The sequence below is a fragment of the Pseudomonas sp. KBS0710 genome (assembly GCF_005938045.2).
Lineage (GTDB): Bacteria > Pseudomonadota > Gammaproteobacteria > Pseudomonadales > Pseudomonadaceae > Aquipseudomonas.
In genome coordinates this window covers 611,462-633,863 of record NZ_VCCF02000001.1, presented here as the reverse complement: position 1 = coordinate 633,863, position 22,402 = coordinate 611,462, and the positions used below count along the sequence as shown (strand labels likewise).

The following is a 22,402-nucleotide window of genomic DNA, read 5'->3' as shown; positions in this document are numbered from 1 at the left end:
CATTTTTATGCGCATCGTCGTAGCCCTGGGCGGCAACGCCCTGCTCCGTCGTGGTGAACCCATGACGGCGGACAACCAACGCGCCAATATCCGCATCGCCACCGAACAGATCGCCAAGATCCACCCCGGCAACGAATTGGTGATTGCCCACGGCAATGGCCCGCAAGTCGGCCTGCTGTCGTTGCAGGCAGCGGCCTACACCCAGGTGTCGCCCTACCCGCTGGACGTGCTCGGCGCCGAGACCGAAGGCATGATCGGCTACATCATCGAACAGGAACTGGGCAACCTGCTGGACTTCGAGGTGCCGTTCGCCACCTTGCTCACCCAAGTGGAAGTCGACGCCAAGGACCCGGCCTTCCAGAACCCGACCAAGCCCATCGGTCCGGTGTACTCCAAGGCCGAAGCCGAGAAGCTCGCCGCTGAAAAAGGCTGGGCCATCGCCCCAGATGGCGATAAATACCGCCGTGTGGTGGCCAGCCCGCGCCCCAAACGCATTTTTGAAATCCGCCCGATCAAGTGGCTGCTGGAAAAACGCGCCATTGTGATTTGCGCCGGTGGTGGCGGCATCCCGACCATGTATGGCGACGACGGCAAGCTGCGCGGCATTGAAGCGGTGATCGACAAAGACCTGTGTTCCTCGCTCCTGGCCGCGCAACTGGACGCCGATTTGCTGGTGATTGCCACAGACGTCAACGCCGCCTTTATCGACTTCGGCAAGCCGAGCCAGAAGGCCATCGGCCAGGCCCATCCCGACAACATGGAGAAGCTCGGCTTCGCCGCCGGCTCCATGGGGCCGAAGGTGCAAGCGGCCTGCGAGTTCGCCCGCCAGACTGGCAAAACTGCCGTCATCGGTTCACTCTCGGACATCGAAGCCATTGTCCAGGGCACGGCCGGCACGCGTATCAGCACGGCAAAACCTGGCATCACCTACCTGTGAAGTAGAGGAGAAACGCCTATGGCCACCTTTGAACCCGGTCACCTGCACATCGAACGTCACGCGCTCAACAAGGAGGACTACAGCTACAACCTGTGCATCGACTACGAGGTCAGCCAGGATCCAAAGGAAGGCAAGGGAATGCTCTTCAAACTGCACGGCTCGGTGCAGGGCAAGGACCTCAAGGAGGAATTCTTTTTACCCAAAGACCAGGCCTTCGACTTTGCCCGGCATGCGATGAACATCGCGCAGAAATACGGGATGCCGAAGGTGGCGACGCTCAACGGCCAGATGCACAAGCAGTACGACTTGATGTTTGAGGATGTACGGCATCAGTTGGATGTGAAGCCGGGCGATCCGGTCAAGCCCGAGCACCTGGAATAACAACACCGTAAGTCCAATGTGGGAGCTGGCTTGTGTGGGAGCTGGCTTGCCTGCGATGCGGTCACCTCGGTGTATCAGGTAGACCAAGGTGATGCTATCGCAGGCAAGCCAGCTCCCACATTTTGATCTCCCTCAGCTCCAAGGCATACTTGCCGCCTCCAGTTCCCCAGAATCGCTAGCCCCATGCGTATCCACGTCAGCTTCATCGACCGCGTCGGCATTACCCAGGAAGTCCTGGCCTTGCTCGGTGGGCGCAATCTCAACCTGGATGCGGTGGAAATGGTGCCGCCCAACGTGTATATCGACGCGCCGACCCTGAGCGCCGAAGTGCTCGAAGAGCTGCGCGATGCGCTGTTCAGCGTGCACGGTGTGCAGGCGGTTACTGTGGTGGATATCCTGCCCGGCCAACGCCGCCACCTGCAACTCGACGCGCTGCTGGCGGCCATGACCGACCCGGTGCTGGCCCTGGACAGCGCGGGCAAGATCCTGCTGGCCAACCCGGCGCTGATCGCGCTGTATGGCCGCGAACCGGCAGGCGAAAGCATCAGCGCGTTGTTCAACGACCCGGCGCTGCTGGAGACCTTGCTCGAACAGGGCTTTCGTTTGCCGTTGCGCGAAATCAGCGTCAACGGCCAGACCTTTTTGCTCGACGCCACGCCGATCACCGACGCCGGCGCCCTGCTGACCCTGTATCAGCCCAACCGCATCGGTGAGCAACTGTCGGCGCTGCATCACGACCATGCCGAAGGGTTTGATGCGCTGCTGGGCGAGTCGCCGGTGATCCGCACCCTCAAGGCGCGGGCGCAACGGGTGGCGGCGCTGGATGCACCGCTGTTGATCCAGGGCGAAACCGGCACAGGCAAAGAGCTGGTCGCGCGCGCCTGCCATGCGATCAGTGCGCGCCACAGTGCGCCGTTTCTAGCGTTGAACTGCGCGGCGTTGCCGGAGAACCTCGCCGAAAGTGAGTTGTTCGGTTATGCGCCTGGCGCCTTTACCGGCGCGCAGCGTGGCGGCAAGCCGGGGCTGATGGAGTTGGCCAACCAGGGCACGGTGTTCCTCGATGAGATCGGTGAAATGTCGCCGTATTTGCAGGCCAAGCTGCTGCGGTTTCTGAATGACGGCAGCTTTCGCCGGGTGGGCGGCGACCGTGAAGTGAAGGTGAATGTGCGCATCCTCAGCGCCACCCATCGCGACCTGGAAAAGATGGTCAGCGAGGGCACCTTCCGCGAAGACCTGTTCTACCGCCTTAATGTGCTCAACGTCGAAGTGCCGCCGCTGCGCGAGCGCGGCCAGGACATTCTGCTGCTGGCGCGCTACTTCATGCAGCAGGCCTGTGCACAGATCCAGCGCCCGGTGTGCCGCCTGGCGCCCGGCACTTACCCGGCGCTGCTGGGTAACCGCTGGCCGGGTAATGTGCGCCAGTTGCAAAACGTGATCTTCCGCGCCGCCGCCATCTGCGAAAGTACCTTGGTGGACATTGGCGATCTGGACATCGCCGGCACCTCGGTCGCCCGCCAGAACGACGGCGAAGTCGAGAGCCTGGAACAAGCAGTGGAAGACTTCGAGCGCAATCTGCTGGAAACCCTCTACGCCAGTTACCCCTCGACCCGCCAACTGGCGAGCCGCCTGCAAACGTCCCATACGGCGATCGCCCATCGCTTGCGCAAGTACGGCATTCCCAATAAGCCTTGAAAATGTAGAGATCAAAATGTGGGAGCGGGCTTGCTCGCGAATGCGGTGGATCAGTTACAAATGAGCTGCCTGACACACCGCATTCGCGAGCAAGCCCGCTCCCACATGGACTGCATTCCAAATCTAGTCTAGAAACGACACTCGCTGTACTGAAAGCGCTACAGCGTAACGATATCGCTACAACCCTGTTTTTTACGTGCCATGCAAGGCTTTGATCCACATAGGCTTTTTTTAGTGTGCCTGAGTGTAGCGAAATCGCTACAGCTGAATATCATATCGTAATAACCAAAATAATTAAGTCTTTGATTTATAACGACTTAATAAAATTGGCCGCAATATTGCTAAGCAACTCCCCATTATTCCAATCCCGTCCACCAGACGAATCTGGCCCTGAGGAGTTTCCATGAGCGAGTTGCGTTTCACTGAAGATCACGAATGGCTGCGCGCCGAAGCCGATGGCAGCGTCACCGTGGGTATCACCGCTTTCGCGCAGAACGCGCTGGGTGATGTGGTTTTCGTGCAACTGCCGGAGTTGCAGGTTTACGACAAGGGCGCCGAAGCCTCCACCGTGGAATCGGTAAAAGCCGCCAGCGGCGTGTACATGCCGCTGGACGGCGAAGTCCTCGAAGTGAACGACAAGCTCGATGGCAGCCCGGAACTGGTCAACGAAGACCCAATGGGCGAAGGCTGGTTCTTCCGCTTTAAACCGGCCGACGCCGAGGCGGTAGCTAAACTGCTGGATCAGGATGCGTACGACCGCCTGATCAAAGCCAACGCTGAAGCCTGAGGAGCGCACCATGACCATCAATCTCAGCACCGCCAACGAATTCATCGCCCGCCACATCGGCCCGCGTCAGGAAGATGAGCAGCACATGCTCGCAAGCCTAGGCTTTGATTCCCTCGAAGCCCTCAGCGCCAGCGTGATCCCGGAAAGCATCAAGGGCACCAGCGTGCTCGGCCTGGAAGACGGCCTGAGCGAAGCCCAGGCCCTGGCCAAGATCAAGGCCATCGCCGGCAAGAACCAGCTGTTCAAGACTTACATCGGCCAGGGCTACTACAACTGCCACACGCCGTCGCCGATCCTGCGCAACCTGCTGGAGAACCCGGCCTGGTACACCGCTTACACCCCGTATCAACCCGAGATTTCCCAAGGCCGCCTGGAAGCGCTGCTGAACTTCCAGACCCTGATCAGCGACCTCACCGGCCTGCCGATCGCCAACGCCTCCTTGCTCGACGAAGCCACCGCCGCCGCCGAAGCCATGACCTTCTGCAAGCGCCTGAGCAAGAACAAGGGCAGCAATGCCTTCTTCGCCTCGATCCACAGCCACCCGCAAACCCTCGACGTGCTGCGCACCCGTGCCGAGCCGCTGGGCATCGACGTGGTAGTGGGCGATGAGCGTGAGCTGACTGACGTCAGCGCATTCTTCGGCGCCCTGCTGCAATACCCGGCCAGCAACGGTGATGTGTTTGATTACCGCGAACTGACCGAGCGTTTCCACGCCGCCAACGCACTGGTGGCCGTGGCCGCCGACCTGCTGGCCCTGACCCTGCTGACCCCGCCGGGTGAATTCGGCGCCGACGTGGCCATCGGCAGCGCGCAACGCTTCGGCGTACCGCTGGGCTTTGGTGGCCCGCACGCGGCGTACTTCTCCACCAAGGATGCGTTCAAGCGTGATATGCCGGGCCGTCTGGTCGGTGTATCGGTCGACCGTTTCGGCAAGCCGGCCCTGCGCCTGGCCATGCAGACCCGCGAGCAACATATCCGTCGCGAGAAAGCCACCAGCAACATCTGCACCGCGCAGGTCCTGTTGGCCAACATTGCCAGCATGTACGCCGTGTACCACGGCCCTAAAGGCCTGACCCAGATCGCCCAGCGCATTCACCAGCTGACCGCGATCCTGGCCAAAGGCTTGACCGCCCTGGGCCTGAAGGTTGAGCAGGCAAACTTCTTCGACACCATCACCCTCAACACGGGCGCCAACACCGCCGCCCTGCATGACAAGGCTCGCGCCCAGCGCATCAACCTGCGTGTAGTGGATGCCGAGCGCGTTGGCCTGTCGGTCGACGAAACCACCACCCAGGCCGATATCGAAGCCTTGTGGGCGATCTTCGCCGATGGCAAGGCACTGCCGGCCTTCGCTGCGACTGACAGCACCTTGCCTGCGGCGCTGCTGCGCCAGTCGCCGATCCTCAGCCACCCGGTGTTCAACCGTTACCACTCCGAAACCGAGCTGATGCGCTACCTGCGCAAGCTGGCCGACAAGGACCTGGCGCTGGACCGCACCATGATCCCGCTGGGTTCGTGCACCATGAAACTCAACGCCGCCAGCGAAATGATCCCGGTGACCTGGGCCGAATTCGGTGCCTTGCACCCGTTCGCCCCGGCTGCACAAAGCGCCGGCTACCTGGAGCTGACCTCTGACCTGGAAGCCATGCTCTGCGCGGCCACCGGTTACGACGCGATCTCGCTGCAACCGAACGCCGGTTCCCAAGGTGAATACGCCGGCCTCTTGGCCATTCGTGCTTACCACCAGAGCCGTGGCGAAGAACGCCGCGACATCTGCCTGATCCCGTCTTCGGCCCACGGCACCAACCCTGCGACCGCCAACATGGCCGGTATGCGCGTGGTGGTCACCGCCTGCGATGCACGCGGCAACGTCGATATCGAAGACTTGCGCGCCAAGGCCATCGAGCACCGCGAGCACCTCGCTGCGCTGATGATCACCTACCCGTCCACCCACGGCGTGTTCGAAGAAGGCATCCGCGAAATCTGCGGGATCATTCATGACAACGGCGGCCAGGTGTACATCGACGGCGCCAACATGAACGCGATGGTCGGCCTGTGCGCACCGGGCAAGTTCGGTGGCGACGTGTCTCACCTGAACCTGCACAAAACCTTCTGCATCCCGCACGGCGGTGGCGGCCCGGGCGTTGGCCCGATTGGGGTTAAATCCCACCTCACGCCATTCCTGCCAGGCCACGCGGCCATGGAACGCAAGGAAGGCGCGGTGTGCGCGGCGCCATTTGGCAGCGCGAGCATTCTGCCGATCACCTGGATGTACATCAGCATGATGGGCGGCGCGGGCCTCAAGCGCGCCTCGCAGTTGGCGATCCTGAACGCCAACTACATTTCCCGTCGCCTCGAAGAGCATTACCCCGTGCTCTACACCGGCAGCAACGGCCTGGTGGCGCACGAATGCATCCTCGACCTGCGCCCATTGAAAGACAGCAGCGGCATCAGCGTGGATGACGTGGCCAAGCGCCTGATCGACTTCGGTTTCCATGCGCCGACCATGTCGTTCCCGGTGGCGGGCACCTTGATGATCGAGCCGACCGAAAGCGAATCCAAGGAAGAACTGGACCGCTTCTGTGACGCCATGATTGCCATCCGCGAGGAAATTCGCGCAGTCGAAAACGGCACCTTGGACAAGGACGACAACCCACTGAAAAACGCCCCGCACACGGCGGCTGAAATCGTCGGTGAATGGAGCCACCCATACAGCCGCGAACAGGCGGTGTACCCGGTTGCGTCGTTGATCGAAGGCAAGTACTGGCCGCCGGTTGGCCGGGTCGACAACGTGTTCGGCGACCGCAACCTGGTGTGTGCGTGCCCGTCGATCGAGAGCTACGCGTAACTGAGGTTGTACACGATTTAATGTAGAAGCTGGCTTGTGTGGGAGCTGGCTTGCCTGCGATGGCATCACCTCGGTCTACCTGATAGACCGAGGTGCCTGCATCGCGGGCAAGCCCGGCTCCCACATAGTCCTCCTCCACCATTTGACCGAGTACACCCAACACATAATAAGAAACCGGAGAACAACCATGTCCCTTAGCGTGTTCGACCTGTTCAAGATTGGCATCGGCCCCTCCAGCTCCCACACCGTCGGCCCGATGCGCGCCGCCGCTCGATTCGTCGAGGGCCTCAAGCGTGACAACCTGCTGAGCGCCACCACCGGCATCAAGGTGGAGCTCTATGGCTCGCTGGGCGCCACCGGCAAAGGTCACGGCAGCGACAAGGCCGTGTTGCTGGGCCTGGAAGGCGAACACCCGGACACCGTGAATACCGAAACCGTCGCCGCACGCCTTGCGCAAATGCGCGGTGACGGTCGCTTGAACCTGCTCGGCGAACACAGCATTGCGTTCAACGAGAAAGAACACCTGGCGATGATTCGCAAGCCTCTCGCCTACCATCCCAATGGCATGATTTTTCGTGCTTTCGACGCCGCCGGTATCCAGATCCGCAGCCGCGAGTATTACTCCGTCGGCGGCGGGTTTGTGGTGGATGAAGACGCTGCCGGCGCAGACCGGATTGTCGAAGACACCACGCCGCTGACCTTCCCTTTCAAACACGCCAAGGACTTGCTTGGCCATTGCGCCACCTATGGGTTGTCCATCAGCCAGGTGATGCTGACCAATGAAAGTGCCTGGCGCCCGGAGGCGGAAACCCGCGCCGGTTTGCTGAACATCTGGCAGGTGATGCAGGACTGCGTGGATGCCGGTTGTCGCAACGAAGGTATCTTGCCCGGCGGTTTGAAGGTCAAGCGCCGTGCGGCGGCGTTGCATCGGCAGCTGTGCAAAAACCCCGAGTCGGCATTGCGCGACCCGTTGTCGGTGCTGGATTGGGTCAACCTGTATGCGCTGGCGGTCAACGAAGAAAACGCCAACGGCGGGCGCGTGGTCACCGCGCCCACCAACGGTGCGGCCGGGATTGTGCCGGCGGTGCTGCATTACTACATGCGCTTTATCCCCGGCGCGAACGAGGACGGCGTGGTGCGCTTTCTGCTCACCGCTGCCGCCATCGGGATTTTGTACAAGGAAAACGCCTCGATTTCCGGCGCCGAAGTCGGCTGTCAGGGCGAAGTCGGCGTGGCCTGTTCCATGGCTGCGGGCGCCTTGTGCGAGGTGTTGGGCGGCAGCGTGTCCCAAGTGGAAAACGCCGCCGAAATCGGCATGGAACACAACCTCGGCCTGACCTGCGACCCGATTGGCGGGCTGGTGCAGGTACCGTGCATCGAGCGCAATGCCATGGGCTCGGTCAAGGCAATCAATGCGGTGCGCATGGCCTTGCGTGGCGACGGGCAGCACTTTGTCTCGCTCGACAAGGTCATCCGCACCATGCGCCAGACCGGCGCCGATATGAAAAGCAAATACAAGGAAACCGCCCGTGGCGGTTTGGCCGTCAATATTATCGAGTGCTGACGCCTACAAGCGCGTCCGCACGTTTTTCAGGAGCTGAACATGTCCACCGAAACCCTGTTGAAAACCCCATTGCACGCGCTGCACATCGAGCTGGGCGCACGCATGGTGCCCTTCGCCGGCTACGACATGCCGGTGCAATACCAGCTGGGCGTGATGAAGGAACACCTGCACACCCGTGATCAGGCCGGGCTGTTCGACGTGTCCCACATGGGCCAGATCCGCCTGACCGGCGCGAATGCCGCCAAGGCCCTGGAAACCCTGGTGCCGGTCGACATCATCGACCTGCCAGTCGGCATGCAGCGCTACGCCATGTTCACCAATGACCAGGGCGGCATCCTCGACGACCTGATGGTGGCTAACCTGGGCAACGACGAACTGTTCCTGGTGGTCAACGCGGCCTGCAAGGATCAGGACCTGGCCCACCTGCGCAAACATATCGGCGAGCAGTGCAGCATTGAGCCGCTGTTCGAAGAGCGCGCCCTGCTGGCCCTGCAAGGCCCGGCAGCGGTAAAAGTGCTGGCGCGCCTGGCGCCGGAAGTCACCAAGATGACCTTCATGCAGTTCGCCACCCTGCGCCTGCTGGGCGTGGACTGCTACGTGAGCCGCTCGGGTTACACCGGCGAAGACGGTTTTGAGATTTCCGTACCGGCGGCCAATGCCGAGAGCCTGGCGCGCAGCCTGCTCGCCGAAACCGAAGTTCAAGCCATCGGCCTGGGCGCCCGTGATTCCCTGCGCCTGGAAGCCGGCCTGTGCCTCTACGGCCATGACATGAACACCGAGACCACGCCGATTGAAGCCAGCCTGCTGTGGGCCATCTCCAAGGCCCGTCGCGCTGATGGCGCACGTGCCGGTGGCTTCCCGGGCGCCGACCGCATCTTCACCCAGCAGCAAGCCGGTGTAAGCCGCAAGCGCGTGGGCCTGCTGCCACAGGAACGTACCCCGGTGCGTGAAGGGGCGGAAATCGTCGACGAACACGGCACAGTGATCGGCAGCGTCTGCAGCGGCGGCTTTGGCCCAACCTTGGGCGGCCCGCTGGCCATGGGTTACCTGGACAGCGCATTTGTCGCACTGGACACCGAAGTGTCTGCGTTGGTACGTGGGAAAAAGGTGCCATTACGTGTAAGTAAAATGCCATTTGTACCGCAACGTTACTACCGCGGCTGATTGACTGTTCCTATAAGTAACGCGGTTGCGTTAACGCGCACTAATTTGTAACGCAACCGCCATAAAAGAGTGCATTGACGATAGTCATTTTAATAGGCACCCGCCTATAACAAGTGAGCAACGCTATCGAATATGTGGGATCCACTTTTAGTCAACGAAGTGTCATATGGCCGAGCAAAACCTGGGGGTTTGCGGGGCTTGTTTTTTCTGTATTAGTTGACGTAAAGTTTAGCCACTGTGTTTGCATGGGTCGCTTGGAACCTGGACCTGGGCAGTAGCTATAAGTTTGCTACAACCCGTTCGACGTCTCTTACTTTCCTGCAACCCAGCCCAGTACTCTTTCATGTGAAAGGGGCTGTCATTAATTTTTAGCGTCAAAGGAAAGAAGAAATGTCGAATCGTCAGAGCGGTACCGTCAAGTGGTTTAACGACGAGAAAGGGTTTGGTTTTATCACTCCAGAAAGCGGTCCGGATCTGTTCGTGCATTTCCGCGCTATTCAGGGCAACGGCTTCAAGAGCCTGAAAGAAGGCCAGAAAGTCACCTTCGTTTCGGTTCAAGGCCAAAAAGGTCTGCAAGCAGACGAAGTACAAGCAGAAGGCTGATCCTTACTGCGACAAAAAGCCCCTGATGGTGACATCAGGGGCTTTTTTATGTGCGTTTGCTCGTAAAATGGCTTTTTTCTCAAGAGAGACGGCCATGCCCAAACCTTTGTTGAGCCCCCAAGGCGAATTCCCCGCCGTTGGCCTGGGCCGTCGTCTGGCAGCGATGTTCTATGACTTCCTGTTGTGCACCGCGCTGCTGATCGTCACGGCGTTTATCTACAAGCTGGTGTGGATGGCGTTTATCGGCGAAGCCAGGATGCGCACGCTCACCGAGTCCGGCGCGCTGGACGGCGACCCGCTGCTGTCGACGATTCTGTTTTTCGTGCTGTTTGGTTTTTTCGCCAAGTTCTGGACCCACTCGGGGCAGACGCTGGGTATGCAGGTGTGGGGCGTGCGCGTACAGAACGCCGACGGCTCGCGCATCAGCCTGTGGCAGGCGCTGCTGCGGTTTGTGGTGGCGATTGCGTCGTGGTTGTGCGTGGGGCTGGGGTTTGTCTGGTCGGTGTTTGATAAGCGCAAACGCAGCTGGCATGACATCTACTCGGATACGCAGCTGGTGCGAATCCCCAAGCAGAAAAAGTAACCGCTGAAAGAGTGAAGATCCAAAGGTGGGAGCGGGCTTGCTCGCGAATGCGTCGGTTCAGTCACCAGATGTATCGACTGACACACCGCATTCGCGAGCAAGCCCGCTCCCACATTTTTGACCGGGTGCGCCTTGGATCAGGCGTTGCCAGCCAGCTTGAGGCGCGCAGCCTGGGTGAAATCCAGCATGCGCTTGAGCGGGCGCACGGCGTGCGGGATCACCGACGGCTCGACGAAGATCTCATTACTGCCCTCACGCAAACACTGCAGCGTGCGCTCCAGCGTATTCATCGCCATCCACGGGCAGTGCGCGCAACTGCGGCAGGCCGCGCCGTTGCCGGCAGTCGGTGCCTCAACAAAGACTTTATCCGGGCACAACTGCTGCATCTTGTAGAAGATGCCGCGATCCGTGGCCACGATAAAGGTCTTGTTCGGCAAGCGCTGGGCTGCGGCAATCAGTTGGCTGGTGGAACCCACCGCGTCAGCCAATTCAATCACCGCCGTCGGCGACTCCGGGTGCACCAGGATCGCGGCGTCCGGGTACAGTGCCTTCATGTCTTCAAGCTGCTTGGACTTGAACTCTTCGTGGACGATGCAAGCGCCGTCCCACAGCAACATGTCTGCGCCAGTCTGGCGCTGAATGTAAGTGCCCAGGTGCTTGTCCGGCCCCCAGATAATCGTCTCGCCGTTATCCATCAGGCTTTCGACGATTTCCAGCGCACAGCTGGAGGTAACCACCCAGTCGGCACGCGCTTTGACCGCCGCCGAGGTGTTGGCGTACACCACCACCGTGCGCTCGGGGTGCTGGTCGCAGAACGCCGAGAACTCATCCACCGGGCAGCCCAGGTCCAGGGAGCAGGTGGCTTCCAGGGTGGGCATGAGGATGCGTTTTTCGGGAGTAAGGATTTTGGCGGTCTCGCCCATGAAACGCACGCCGGCGACCAACACGGTCTTGGCCGGGTGGGCAGCGCCAAAGCGCGCCATTTCCAGGGAGTCGGAGACACAGCCACCGGTTTCTTCGGCCAGGGCCTGGATCACCGGGTCGCAATAGAAGTGGGCCACCAGCACCGCGTCCTGAGCCTTGAGCTCGGCGGCGATGGCACTGCGCAGGCTCGCCTCTTCATCGGCGCTCAGCGCCCTGGGCTGCTTGGCGTCGAGGTGAGCTTGAACCAGTAGGCGTTCGGAAATTTGCGTCATGTTCGCAAGACCTGCAAGCGCAGTAAGCGCGAAAGTCGAGTGTACCACCGGCTCTGGAGCCCTTCGGGCGCCGCCGGACGAAGTGATAGTGTTCATCAAGCACGGTTGAAGCTGCGCAAGGCTACAGAATATCGAATCGATTCAAAAGCCTAATCTGGCATCCAGGCGCACGCCTGTCGGGCAAAAAAAACGGGAAGGCCCCGTGATGAGCCTTCCCGCTTTCATGGCGCGCAACCTCAGCGCATCAGTACAGCGGGATAGTCCTTTAGCAGCACCGAATCCTGCATGGCCGCCAGGGCGTCCTTCAAGGTTGATTGCTCCAGCGCGTCCTTGGACTTTTTAACCTCCTGGGCTGCGTGCTCCAGCAACGCCAGGTAGTCGCGTTTGGACGAGCCTTCTTTCGGCACCACCGTGTCTGACACCAACTGGGCCATCTCGTACTTCTGGGTCCGGGTGTTCTGCACCGCCGACTGCGACACAGAAGCACTCGCCAGTTGGCCATCCTTATAGGAGAAGCTCGCGGTGCTGCTGGCCTTGTCCTGCACTTGCACATACAGGTAGTTCTGCGATTCGCGGGTGCCATCCAACACCGGTGGCTCGCCACCGCTGAGGCTTTTGTGGAAGTTTGCCGACAGCACCGACTGCTGGTTCTGGGTAACGCTGCGGTCCGCGCTGCTGCGGCCATTGACCTGGGTCTTCTGCGACACGGTGTAGGAGAAGCTGTCGACTTCCGTAGGACGCATTGCGTTGGACGCACCGACGGCCTGCTTGATCGAAGCCTTGAAGTCCGCCAGCCCTGTCAGCAAACCTTTGTCGGTCGGGTTGTTGCTCAATGCATTCGTTGCACCAGCGCCTTGGGGATAGTTGCTGTTCATGGCGCTGAACGCATCCTTGAACATCGCCATCAAATCAGCATTGGCACTACCGCGCTGTTGCACCCGGTCGAACTGGGCGAGGTAGGTTTTCATCGCCTTGGCCTGCTGTTTGGAGTCACCCAGGATTGCGCGGTTTTTCAGGTCCACAGACAGGTCGACGTCGCCGGCCGGGCCTCTCATACGTGTGGTGCGGCTTTGGCTGTCGGCGTGGAACGTCAGGCTCATGTCCTCGCCCCCCTGGGTTTTGACTTTGGCGTTGAGGTCCACCGACGCCAACACGCTGGTGTCGAACTGGGTCAGTTTGCTCAGGTCGAGTTTCGGCGGTACGGCGGTCAACCCATCGACCGAAGCCTGGAACGCCGCCCCCAATTGGCCGACGGCTTTGAGTTCATCCGCGGTCAAATCGCCGCCGTCGACGGTGGCCTGCACGCCCAAGCCGTCTTTCTGACTGAACAGGCTGAACGTCACCGTCTTACCGCTGGCGGTCTTGATGCTGAGGCTGATTTGGTTGTCGGCCTTGCTGTGCAACACCGCCTGGTCGGCCTTGATCCCGCCCGTATCACCGGCACGCTCTGCCGTTGTGTTGAGCACCGATTGTGAAATCCCCGCCCCGCCGCCCCCGGTGAACTGATCCACCAACGCAGCACCGAGGCCGCTGTAACGGCTAGCCGTGGAGATTGAACCGAAGCGTTGGCTGATCGCCTGGGTGACTGCGTCCTGATTATCGTTTTCCCAGGCCCACACGGTTTCGCGGCCGGGGAGCTGCCCGTTTTTGGAATAGAGATCGATAACGTCGGCCACGGGATTTCCGAGGCTGACCACGGAAGACGGCCGGGCCGGTGAGACGTCGAGGGTGTTAGCAAGCGCTGCCGGCGGTGAGGTCGTGGCGGCGCGAAGAATGAGGGAATTGGTCGCGATGATCGGCGTTAGCGTAGTCATGACAGTCCGTGTCCTAAAAGCTGATTAGCCTTCAATCTAACCAAGACACGCCGCGATTGACAGCATTGAGGTCAAAACTTACGGCAAAGGACCACGCCAAAAAAACGGCCCTTTGCCGTTATCCACAGGTCAGAAGCGGTAAGTCACCGAACCACCAAAACCATTGGCACTGTTTTCATACTTGGCGTCGTAGGTGAGCGCCAGCTGTGGGTTGTTGTCACGCACCTTGATCGGCTCTTCCTTGAGGTAGGAATAGGCCACGTCGAAGGTCAGGTTGTCGACGGGCGTCCAACCGGCCCCCAGGCTGAAGACGGTGCGATCACCCGTGGGGATACGCACGGAACGGTCGGTGTTGTTGGTCGGTGTCTGGTCCACCGAGAAGCCCGTACGCAACACCAACTGCTTGTTGAGCTGGTACGACAGGCCGATCGCGTGGGACCAGGTGTCGTGCCAATGCTGCTCTTCGGTGATGGAGTTCAGGCCGGCCAGCTCAGCGGTAATGTCCGAAACGCCAGAGTTGTTGACCGTGATTTTCTTCAACTGGCTCCAGCGCGTGTAGGTGCTGCCCACGTAGAGGGTCAAGGCGTCGGTGAGTTGGTGCGTGACCGAGAAGTCCACGGACGACGGCGTGGTGACGTTCAGCTTGGCGTCATACTTCTGCGCCCCGCCGTCGAGCAAATCCGAGAGCACACCCGAGGCGTTGGTATGGCCGCTCAGGTGATAGACCACTTGCGAGTGGTAAGTAACGCCGACGCGGGTGCTGTCCAGGGCCTGCACCAGGATACCGGCGTTGAAGCCCATCGCGGTGTCGTCACCCTTAATCTTGGCCGTCTCGGTGCCCAAGCCAAACGCCGGGACTTTGGAGTCCAGCTCGCCGGTGATTTTGTTGAAGGTCGGGCCGAAACCTACCGAGACCTTGTCGTTGAACGCATAGCTGACCGTCGGCTGCACGGTGAGGACCTGAACCTTGCTCTTGTTACCAAAGCCATTGCCCTGGAAGCTGTGTTCATAGTCGGTCACCAGGCCGAACGGCGCGTAGACCCCAAGGCCAAAGGCCCAGTGTTCATCAATCGGCGTCACGAGGTAACCCATCGGCACGGCAATGCCGGGGACCATGTCGCCTTTGTTGGTACCAGGGTTGTCGGCGCCGCCTTGTGAGGAGCTGGCATCCTTGATGTTGGTTTTGGCATCCAGGTAAGTCGCGCCGATGCTGACTTCATTGTGCTTGATGCGCGACATGCCGGCCGGGTTGCCGAACACCGTGCTGGCGTCGTCGGCCGAGGAAGAGCGTCCGGCGTAGCCTGTACCCATTGAGCTGACACTTTGCTCGTTGAGGGCAAAACCACCGGCGAGCAGTTGTGTGGAGGCGAGCGAAATAGAGAGCGCCAAGGCGCTTTTAAGAGTTTTGTTATTCATTATTAGGACTCGAATTATTGGGCAGCGCTGGGGAAACTACCAACGTTCGAGCGGGGCGTTTATGAAGAGTTTTTCATGCTTCGGATTGTCGGACAATCTCAGGAATTTCAAAGACTTTGCCTGATTTTTCGTGTCCTTTTATGACTTTTTAACCTGATTGTGACTGTCCGGTTTCACCGTCGCAAAGCTGTCAATTTCAACGCCAATACAGCTGGATAGCCACCTCGACGGCGTAGGACTCTATAAACACGCCGATTAAGTCATCTTGCTGCAACAATCAAACCCCTCCCACATCACCTGATCGACTTACCTACCCCGTAAATACAAGGGCCTGATAGCGACCACCCGGCAATCTGCACTAATTTTGTGCATTTATTTGCTGAATAACGCGGCATTCCTCACGTTTTATGTAATAAATCCTACAGACGATGTAACAATCCGTTTAAACATGACTCAAGAGCGGCAAGTCCCCGAGCTTACGGTTTGGCTCCGGGGCATGAATCGTGTGTATTTCTACGTTAAGGATGTCGAGTGCCGAATCAGCCCTCAACCGAACGCTTGCGCCCTACCCGCGCACTGGCTCTCGCCCTGCTCTGCCTCTGCACACTGCCAGTGGCCGCCGCCGATGGCCCACAACCCGGCCAGGAAGCCCTGCGCTTGCAGCAACAACAGCAGCGCGACCTGCAGCAATTGCAACTGGAACAACGCCAGCGGCAGATGCAACGAGGCAGTTTCGGCACACAACCCGTTACGTCGCCCGTGCCTGCCGACATCCGCAAGGATGAAAGCTGCTGGCCGCTCAATGGCACACGCGTGGCCGGTGTCACCCTGTTCAGCAAGGCCGAGCTGAATAAACACATCGAGCCCTACGTGGCCCCGTGCATGGGCGTCACCCAGATCAACCGCCTGCTGGCCGAGATCACCCGCCTGTACGTCGAGGCCGGTTATATCGCCAGCCGCCCGTACCTGATCAGCCCCCCGGCCGCCGGGCAACCGCTGGATATCCACGTCGAAGAAGGCTACCTCGAAGCCATTGAACTCGCCGACCAAAGCCTGCCCGTCTCCCTGGCCGGCGCCTTCCCCGGGCTGCTCGGCAAGCCATTGAACCTGCGCGACCTGGAGCAAGGCCTGGACCAGCTCAACCGCCTGCGCTCGGTGGACCTCACCGCCGATATCGCCCCCGGCAGTGAACCTGGCGCCTCGCGCATCATCCTGCGTTCGCGCAGCACTGCCTCACGTTGGGGGCTGGGCCTGGGGGTGGATAACCTCGGCAGCGCCGGCACCGGGCGTGATCGCAACGCCATCAGCCTGAGCCTGGACAGCCCGCTGCAACTCAACGATTCACTCAACCTGAGCTTCAGCGACACGCTCAACCACGGCCCGCGTTACAGCCGCAGCAACAGCCTGTTTTATTCGATCCCCTACGGTTACTGGACCTACAGCCTGTTCGCCAGCCATGCCGAATACCGCTCTCCGCTCAAGGTCAGCAGCACCACGTTGTACAACAGCGGCCGTACCGATCAGGTCAGCCTGCGCACCGACCGCGTGCTGTGGCGCGACCAGGGCCATCAACTCAGCGCCAACCTGCAACTGGCCTACAAGGACGTCGACAGCTACCTGCAAAAGGTCCGCCTGGGCATCCAGAGCCCAACGCTGAGCGTGGCCGAGGCCGGTTTGAATCTGTTCTGGCTCAACAGCGCGGTGTGGAACCTGGACGTCAATTACGCCCAGGGCCTGACCTGGTTCGGCGCTGATCGCGATGCTGACCAAGTGCAGAAAAACCTGCCGCAAGCGCAGTTCCACAAGTACCGCGCCAACCTGACCCAATGGCGTAACGGCCAATGGCGCACGCAACCCTGGCAGTGGCAGAGCCAGCTGTCCGCGCAATACAGCCCGGACCGCTTGCCCGCCATCGAACAACTGCTGGGCACCGACGATTCGGCCGTGCGTGGCTACCGCGAAAACAGTGCCTCCGGCGCCATCGGTGCGGTGTGGCGCAACACCTTGCGCCTGCCGCTCAACAGCGACCTACCGGTAAAAATCACCCCGCGCCTGGGCCTGGACAACGGTTGGGTCAAGCGCGAATACGGCGCCCCAGGCCAACGCCTGAGCGGCGCAAGTGCCGGGCTCAACCTGAGCTGGAAAAACGTGCAGCTCGACTTCGATTACCAACGCAACTTGAACACGCCAACCGGCTTTGGCCAGGAGCCGGAGGTCTGGCTGACGCGACTTAGCTTGCAGATTTAAACCAACACCCGATTAGCCTGAAACAACCGCCGTACCTGACCACCCCAGTAGCGTTGCAACGAACAACGCACGAGGCGGATCAGCCAACACAGAGCGAACTTACTTATGCCGACTGACACCCACATGTTTCACCTTTCACCCCAGGGCAAACTGCGCTGGGCCATCGCCAGCCTGTTCCTGCTGCCGCAGCTGGTACTGGCCGCCGGTATCACCGTGGTCGAAGGGCCTGGCGGTATACCGCAATTGCAAAACCAGCAAGGCGTGCCCATCGTCAATATCGTCGCGCCGAATGCCGGCGGCCTGTCCCATAACCAGTTCCTGGACTACAACGTCGACCGCCAGGGCGTGGTGCTGAACAACGCCCTGCAGGCCGGCCAGTCGCAACTCGCCGGGCAATTGGCGGCGAACCCGCAGTTCCAGGGCCAGGCAGCGAGCGTGATCCTCAACGAAGTGATCAGCCGCAACGCCTCGACCTTAAATGGCGCCCAGGAGATTTTCGGTAAGGCGGCCGATTATGTGCTGGCCAACCCCAACGGCATTTCGGTGAATGGCGGCAGTTTCATCAACACGCCGAACGCCAACCTGGTGGTGGGCCGCCCCGAGCTCAATGACGGCAAGCTGCAAGCCTTGAACACCCGCGACGCGAGCGGTCAATTGACGGTACACGGCCAGGGTCTGCAAAACCGCGAGGGCTCGATCAACCTGATCGCGCCACGCATCGACAGCGACGGGCGCTTGAGTGCCCGCGATCAACTGAATCTCACCGCAGGCCGCAACCAGGTCGATTTCGCCAGCGGCCAAGTGCGTCAGGTCGACCCGACCAGCAAAACCCAGGACCAGCGTATCGACGCCAGCCTGTTCGGTGCCATGCAGGCCGGGCGCATCAACATCATCAGCACCGCCGAAGGGGCTGGCGTGCGCGTAGGCGCCGTGCAGGTGGAAGGTCGCGACGGGGTCAAGGTCAGCTCGGCCGGCGACCTCGACATCAGCGGCCAGGTCCACGCCAACAGCCTGGACGCCACCCGCGCCGGTGTGCAAAGTCAGCACGGCGATGTGGATTTGCACAGCGCCAAGGACTTGCACATGGCCGCCACCGACGTCAGCGGGCGCAATGTCAAGCTCGACGCCGGTCGCAACCTGACCCTCAGCAGCCTGGAAAGCCGCAAGCTCCAGGAAAAACGTGAACAGTGGAACAACAGCAACTTCCTGTTCACCTACGAAACCTACGACCGCACCACCACCGACAAAGATTCGCGCCAGCACGGTAACAAAGTGGTTGCGCAGCAGGATGCAACGCTGTCTTCCGGCGCCAAGGCCCAGATCAAGGCCAGCCAGGTCGAAGCGGGCAATGCCTTGCGCGTGAACAGCGGCGCCGACCTGCAGGTGAACGCCGCCACCGAAACCCATGAAACCCGCGATCAGGGCAACCATCGCAAACATCTGTGGAAAGCCAACTGGGACAAATCTTCCAGCGAGCAACGCAGCGTCACCAGCAGCCTCAAGGCCGGTAAAACCCTGGAGCTGACCAGCCAGCAGACACTGCAATTGCAAGGCGCCGAACTGAAAACACCGGGCGATATTCAATTGACCGGCCGCCAAGTGCAGATCGCCAGCGCCAGCCGCACCCAGCTTAGCCGCGACAACGCCTACTCCGGCGACCTGACCGGCGGCAGCTTCTTTGGCAAGAGCGGCGACGGTGACAAGGGCAAGACCCTGAACACCGGCAGCAAGGTCAACGCCGACGGCAAACTGATCGTCAAGGCCGACGACGTGCGCATCAGCGGCAGCCAGGCGCGCGGCGGCAAGCAGGCCAGCGTGATCAGCGACAAAGGCTCGCTGGTGATCGACGGCGTAAAAGACACGTCCCACGACAATAGCTACAGCAACGACAGCAAGTTCTTCGGCATCTCCAAGGATGAAAGCCGCAAAAACCTCAAGGGCAGCACCGTCGTGGCCAGTAACCTGCGCTCGGACAGCAACCTCAAGCTGCAAAGCGCCAAGGACATTCAGGTCAGTGGCTCGCAGGTGTCGGCCGCGGGTGTATTGCAGGCAGACGCCAAGGGCGACATCAAGATCGCTTCGGCTGACAACACCACACACGACACCACCACCACTCACACCCGTGGTTTTGATGGCTACGCCAAGGAAACCGCCGCTGGCACCCGCCAGTATCGCGCGGGTGTGAGCTTTGAGGACCAGCAGCAAACCAGCAACACCGACACCACCAAACAGCAAGCTTCCAGCCTCAGCGGCGCCAGCGTCGCGGTCACGGCCGGTGGCAATCTGAGCATCAAGGGTTCCGACGTCCAAGCCACCCACGGCGATGCAACCTTGAGCGGCAAAAACGTCGAGTTACTGACGACCGATAACAGCACGCGCAACACCACCGACAAGAGCACCACCGGCGGTGGTGTGTATTACACCGGCGGCCTGGACAAGGCTGGCAACGGCGCACAGTTCAGCCATCAAAGCAGCCACGACAGCAGCAGCAACACCACCGCGCAAACCAGCAACGTCGCAGCGGCCGGCAAGCTGACCCTCAACGCCGGCAACACCCTCACCAGCCAGGGCGCGCAGGTCAAGGCAGGCTCCGAATTGCTGGTCAACGCCGGCACCTTCGATAACCAGGCGGCACATAACAGCCAGACCAGCACCCACAAAGAGAACGGCTGGACCGCCGATGTCGGCGCCAATGTCGAATACAAAGGCATCACCCGGCCGATCGAAAAAGCCGTCGAAGGTGTGGCCCAGGCCAAATTCCATCAGCCCGGTTTGCTCGATGCCTTCGAGCAGCCGAATGTCGGGCTGGACGTGGAAGTCGGCCACACCAACAAGACCCGCGCCCAGCAGGACAGCACGGCGGTGGTCAGCCAGTTCAGTGGCGCCAAGGTGCAAGTCGATGTTGCCGGGAAGTTGCAGGATGAAGGCACTCAGTACCGCGCCACCGATGGTGGGCTGAAGATCGATGCCGGCGAGCATATCGCCAGCGCCGCCGCCAACACCCACAGCAGCAGTGAACAAAGCGTGGACGCCAAGGCCGGCGTGCGGGTCTACACCACCACCGGTGAAGACGTGAACGTGCGCGGCAGCGGCGCAGGCGGCAGCAGCGATGTGCGCGAAGCCAGCAGCACCGCAGTGGTCGGCAGCTACGCAGGTACTCAAGGCGTGAACATCACAGCCAAGGGCGATGCGCGCTATGAAGGCAGCCAGTTCAACGGTGGCCAGGCGGGCATCAGCGTCAAGGCCGGTGGCGAGCTGGCACTCAATCAAGCCAACGACACGCAGAGCAGCACCAGCAACAGCCTGCGCGGTAATGGTTCACTGACCGTTGGCACCGCACCGGGCACCGACGGCACCAACGTCAACGTCGGCGCCGGTGTGCAACTGGATAACAAGCAGCTGACTACCCAGGACGGCCAGGCGCGGGTTGCGACGATCCAGGGCAGCGGGCCGATTCAGCTCAGCAGCGGCGCCGACATGACCCTGCAAGGCACGCAGATCGACAGCAGCGGTGATATCAGCCTTAACGCTGGCGGCAAGCTGGACCTGCAAGCGGCCACCAGCACGCATGTCAGTAATGGCAGCAACCTCGGCGGCGGCCTGAGCGGCGGCGCCGGCAAAACCAGCAGCGCCGAAAGCAGCGGCAAGACCGGCAGCCTGAGCGCCAACTTCAACATCGGCAAGGTGGCGGAAAACGATCAGAGCGTGGTGGTCGGGCAGTTGCACAGCAAGGGCAATGTGAGCCTCACCAGCGCCGACGATCTCCATCTGCAAGGTACGCAGATCGCCGCCAAAACGGTCAGCCTCGATGCGCAAAACGGCGCCATCCTGCAAGAGTCGGCGCAGTCCACCCAGGCCCACAACAGTTGGGGCGTCACCTTGGGCGCAGGTGGCAGCGGCGGTAAAACCACCTTGGCCGACGCTGGTGAACACGACGTACCCAAGACCCAACTCGGCATCAATGCCCGCGCCAAAATCGATGTGGACAAGGTGCAAGGCACCACCCAGCACGACAGCCTGATCAAGGCCGATAGCGTGGCGATCAACAGTGCCGGTGATACCCGTCTGGCGGGAGCGCGGATTGAGGCTGATCAGGTCAACGGTAAAGTCGGCGGCGATCTTGTGGTCGAGAGCCGCCAAGACCACGTCAGCAGCACCCAGGTCAACGTCGACGCCAAGCTTGATGTCGAAAAAAACCAACCCGGCGTGGTCAACAAACTCGCCAAGACCACCGGCCCGCTCAAGGACAAGGTGCAAGCCAAGGCTGAAGGCGCGTTCGACAAGCATCGGGAGAAGTTGGAAAACGCCGTCGACAAGGGCACCGAGCGCCTCGCTTCGGCCAAGGACAGCGTGGTCAACGCCAAGGAGCGCCTGGGCGAAAAGCTCAGCCGCAGTGGCAGCTACGAGGTCAACCCTGAACCCCGTGGCGCCATCGGCACCCGCGTGGACCAGGCCAAGACCTACCTCGCGGACAAGAAAGATGCACTGGGCACGCGCCTGTCCAGCTTCAAGGACAAAGTCTGGCCAAAAACCAGCGACAGCTACACCGTCAGCGGCAAGGACACCGCCGGCAGCAAGGTGGCCGATACCGCGCAAAACGTACTGTTCGGTGACAAGAGCGGCAACACCAGCTACACGCCGACGTTGAACCTGGATGTCAGCCATGGGGTGAAAGACAGCGTGACTCAGGCCTCGGGCATTCGCGGTGCTCAGGGCGTAAACCTTGCGGTGGCGGGCGACACGCTGCTGACCGGCGCGCGGATCAGCGCCGAAAGCGGCAAAGTCGAGCTGGGCGGTTCCAGGGTGACGGCAACCACGTTGACGGGCAGCGATTATCGCGCCGATGTCGGGCTGAATCTGTCGAAATCGCCGGTCAACCTGGCGCTGGGCGCCAAGGACGAACTCACTCAAAAACAGGACGACGCCACACGTAAGGATCAGGCTTTCAACCTGGGGCCGCTGCGGGTTGGCGGGCACAGTGATAGCCAGGAATTACAGGCGGGGATTGATCAAAAAGGCAGTTAAGTAACACCGCTTGGGTGGCAGCGGCCAGGCTCGCTGCCACCCAGGCAAACATTTCTAAATGTTTCTTCATAAAGCCAAACCGTCATTAAACAGCAACATATCAGGAATTAAATCGTCACGTCTTAGACAGGTGGGCCTACCCACT

At 60.8% G+C, this 22,402-nt stretch carries 14 protein-coding genes; 11 read left to right on the top strand and 3 right to left on the bottom strand.

Features of this window, described 5'->3' with window-relative positions; genetic code table 11:
* The first annotated feature begins 7 nt into the window (after positions 1-7).
* From arcC to FFI16_RS02895, 9 genes are all read left to right on the top strand, one after another.
* Positions 8-937 (top strand): carbamate kinase, encoded by a 930-nt coding sequence (arcC, locus tag FFI16_RS02935; RefSeq protein WP_138814075.1) that lies wholly within the window; start codon positions 8-10, stop codon positions 935-937.
* A gap of 18 nt (positions 938-955) precedes the next feature.
* Positions 956-1,318: a DUF5064 family protein gene (locus tag FFI16_RS02930; RefSeq protein ID WP_138814074.1), complete on the top strand. Its 363-nt coding sequence runs from the start codon at positions 956-958 to the stop codon at positions 1,316-1,318.
* A gap of 183 nt (positions 1,319-1,501) precedes the next feature.
* Positions 1,502-3,010, top strand: coding sequence for a sigma-54-dependent transcriptional regulator (locus tag FFI16_RS02925; protein WP_138814073.1), 1,509 nt, complete (start codon positions 1,502-1,504; stop codon positions 3,008-3,010).
* 403 nt (positions 3,011-3,413) lie between these two features.
* Positions 3,414-3,797, top strand: coding sequence for a glycine cleavage system protein GcvH (gene gcvH, locus FFI16_RS02920; RefSeq protein WP_138814072.1), 384 nt, complete (start codon positions 3,414-3,416; stop codon positions 3,795-3,797).
* 10 nt (positions 3,798-3,807) lie between these two features.
* Positions 3,808-6,645 carry an aminomethyl-transferring glycine dehydrogenase gene (gcvP, locus tag FFI16_RS02915; protein ID WP_138814071.1) on the top strand — a complete coding sequence of 946 codons (2,838 nt, stop codon included), beginning with the start codon at positions 3,808-3,810 and terminating at the stop codon, positions 6,643-6,645.
* A gap of 187 nt (positions 6,646-6,832) precedes the next feature.
* Positions 6,833-8,209 (top strand): L-serine ammonia-lyase, encoded by a 1,377-nt coding sequence (locus tag FFI16_RS02910; RefSeq protein ID WP_138814070.1) that lies wholly within the window; start codon positions 6,833-6,835, stop codon positions 8,207-8,209.
* A 39-nt stretch (positions 8,210-8,248) separates the two neighbouring features.
* Positions 8,249-9,373, top strand: a complete 1,125-nt coding sequence (gcvT, locus tag FFI16_RS02905) for a glycine cleavage system aminomethyltransferase GcvT (protein WP_138814069.1) — start codon at positions 8,249-8,251, stop codon at positions 9,371-9,373.
* A gap of 390 nt (positions 9,374-9,763) precedes the next feature.
* Complete coding sequence (locus FFI16_RS02900) at positions 9,764-9,976, top strand: cold-shock protein (RefSeq protein ID WP_071484370.1); 213 nt, start codon at positions 9,764-9,766, stop codon at positions 9,974-9,976.
* Positions 9,977-10,070: 94 nt separating this feature from the next.
* Complete coding sequence (locus tag FFI16_RS02895; protein ID WP_099486446.1) at positions 10,071-10,559, top strand: RDD family protein; 489 nt, start codon at positions 10,071-10,073, stop codon at positions 10,557-10,559.
* A gap of 137 nt (positions 10,560-10,696) precedes the next feature.
* Here FFI16_RS02895 and nadA read toward each other — a convergent pair whose 3' ends face one another.
* From nadA to FFI16_RS02880, 3 genes are all read right to left on the bottom strand, one after another.
* Positions 10,697-11,755, bottom strand: a complete 1,059-nt coding sequence (gene nadA, locus FFI16_RS02890) for a quinolinate synthase NadA (protein WP_138814068.1) — start codon at positions 11,753-11,755, stop codon at positions 10,697-10,699.
* 236 nt (positions 11,756-11,991) lie between these two features.
* Complete coding sequence (locus tag FFI16_RS02885; RefSeq protein ID WP_138815350.1) at positions 11,992-13,431, bottom strand: lactate dehydrogenase; 1,440 nt, start codon at positions 13,429-13,431, stop codon at positions 11,992-11,994.
* 267 nt (positions 13,432-13,698) lie between these two features.
* Positions 13,699-14,985, bottom strand: a complete 1,287-nt coding sequence (locus FFI16_RS02880; RefSeq protein ID WP_138814067.1) for an OmpP1/FadL family transporter — start codon at positions 14,983-14,985, stop codon at positions 13,699-13,701.
* 531 nt (positions 14,986-15,516) lie between these two features.
* Between FFI16_RS02880 and FFI16_RS02875 the strand changes: the two genes are divergently transcribed.
* A complete protein-coding gene (locus FFI16_RS02875; protein ID WP_138814066.1) occupies positions 15,517-17,232 on the top strand; it encodes a ShlB/FhaC/HecB family hemolysin secretion/activation protein in 1,716 nt (571 codons plus the stop codon).
* 105 nt (positions 17,233-17,337) lie between these two features.
* On the top strand, positions 17,338-22,257 hold the full coding sequence (locus FFI16_RS02870; RefSeq protein ID WP_138814065.1) for a hemagglutinin repeat-containing protein: 4,920 nt from the start codon (positions 17,338-17,340) through the stop codon (positions 22,255-22,257).
* Positions 22,258-22,402: the final 145 nt, after the last annotated feature.

Excerpts from the sequence above, each read along its gene's own strand:
- FFI16_RS02900 (WP_071484370.1), top strand. The coding sequence starts at position 9,764 with ATGTCGAATCGTCAGAGCGGTACCGTCAAGTGGTTTAACGACGAGAAA.
- nadA (WP_138814068.1), bottom strand. The coding sequence starts at position 11,755 with ATGACGCAAATTTCCGAACGCCTACTGGTTCAAGCTCACCTCGACGCC.
- arcC (WP_138814075.1), top strand. The coding sequence starts at position 8 with ATGCGCATCGTCGTAGCCCTGGGCGGCAACGCCCTGCTCCGTCGTGGT.
- gcvH (WP_138814072.1), top strand. The coding sequence starts at position 3,414 with ATGAGCGAGTTGCGTTTCACTGAAGATCACGAATGGCTGCGCGCCGAA.
- gcvP (WP_138814071.1), top strand. The coding sequence starts at position 3,808 with ATGACCATCAATCTCAGCACCGCCAACGAATTCATCGCCCGCCACATC.
- gcvT (WP_138814069.1), top strand. The coding sequence starts at position 8,249 with ATGTCCACCGAAACCCTGTTGAAAACCCCATTGCACGCGCTGCACATC.
- FFI16_RS02870 (WP_138814065.1), top strand. The coding sequence starts at position 17,338 with ATGCCGACTGACACCCACATGTTTCACCTTTCACCCCAGGGCAAACTG.
- FFI16_RS02910 (WP_138814070.1), top strand. The coding sequence starts at position 6,833 with ATGTCCCTTAGCGTGTTCGACCTGTTCAAGATTGGCATCGGCCCCTCC.
- FFI16_RS02895 (WP_099486446.1), top strand. The coding sequence starts at position 10,071 with ATGCCCAAACCTTTGTTGAGCCCCCAAGGCGAATTCCCCGCCGTTGGC.
- FFI16_RS02925 (WP_138814073.1), top strand. The coding sequence starts at position 1,502 with ATGCGTATCCACGTCAGCTTCATCGACCGCGTCGGCATTACCCAGGAA.
- FFI16_RS02930 (WP_138814074.1), top strand. The coding sequence starts at position 956 with ATGGCCACCTTTGAACCCGGTCACCTGCACATCGAACGTCACGCGCTC.
- FFI16_RS02880 (WP_138814067.1), bottom strand. The coding sequence starts at position 14,985 with ATGAATAACAAAACTCTTAAAAGCGCCTTGGCGCTCTCTATTTCGCTC.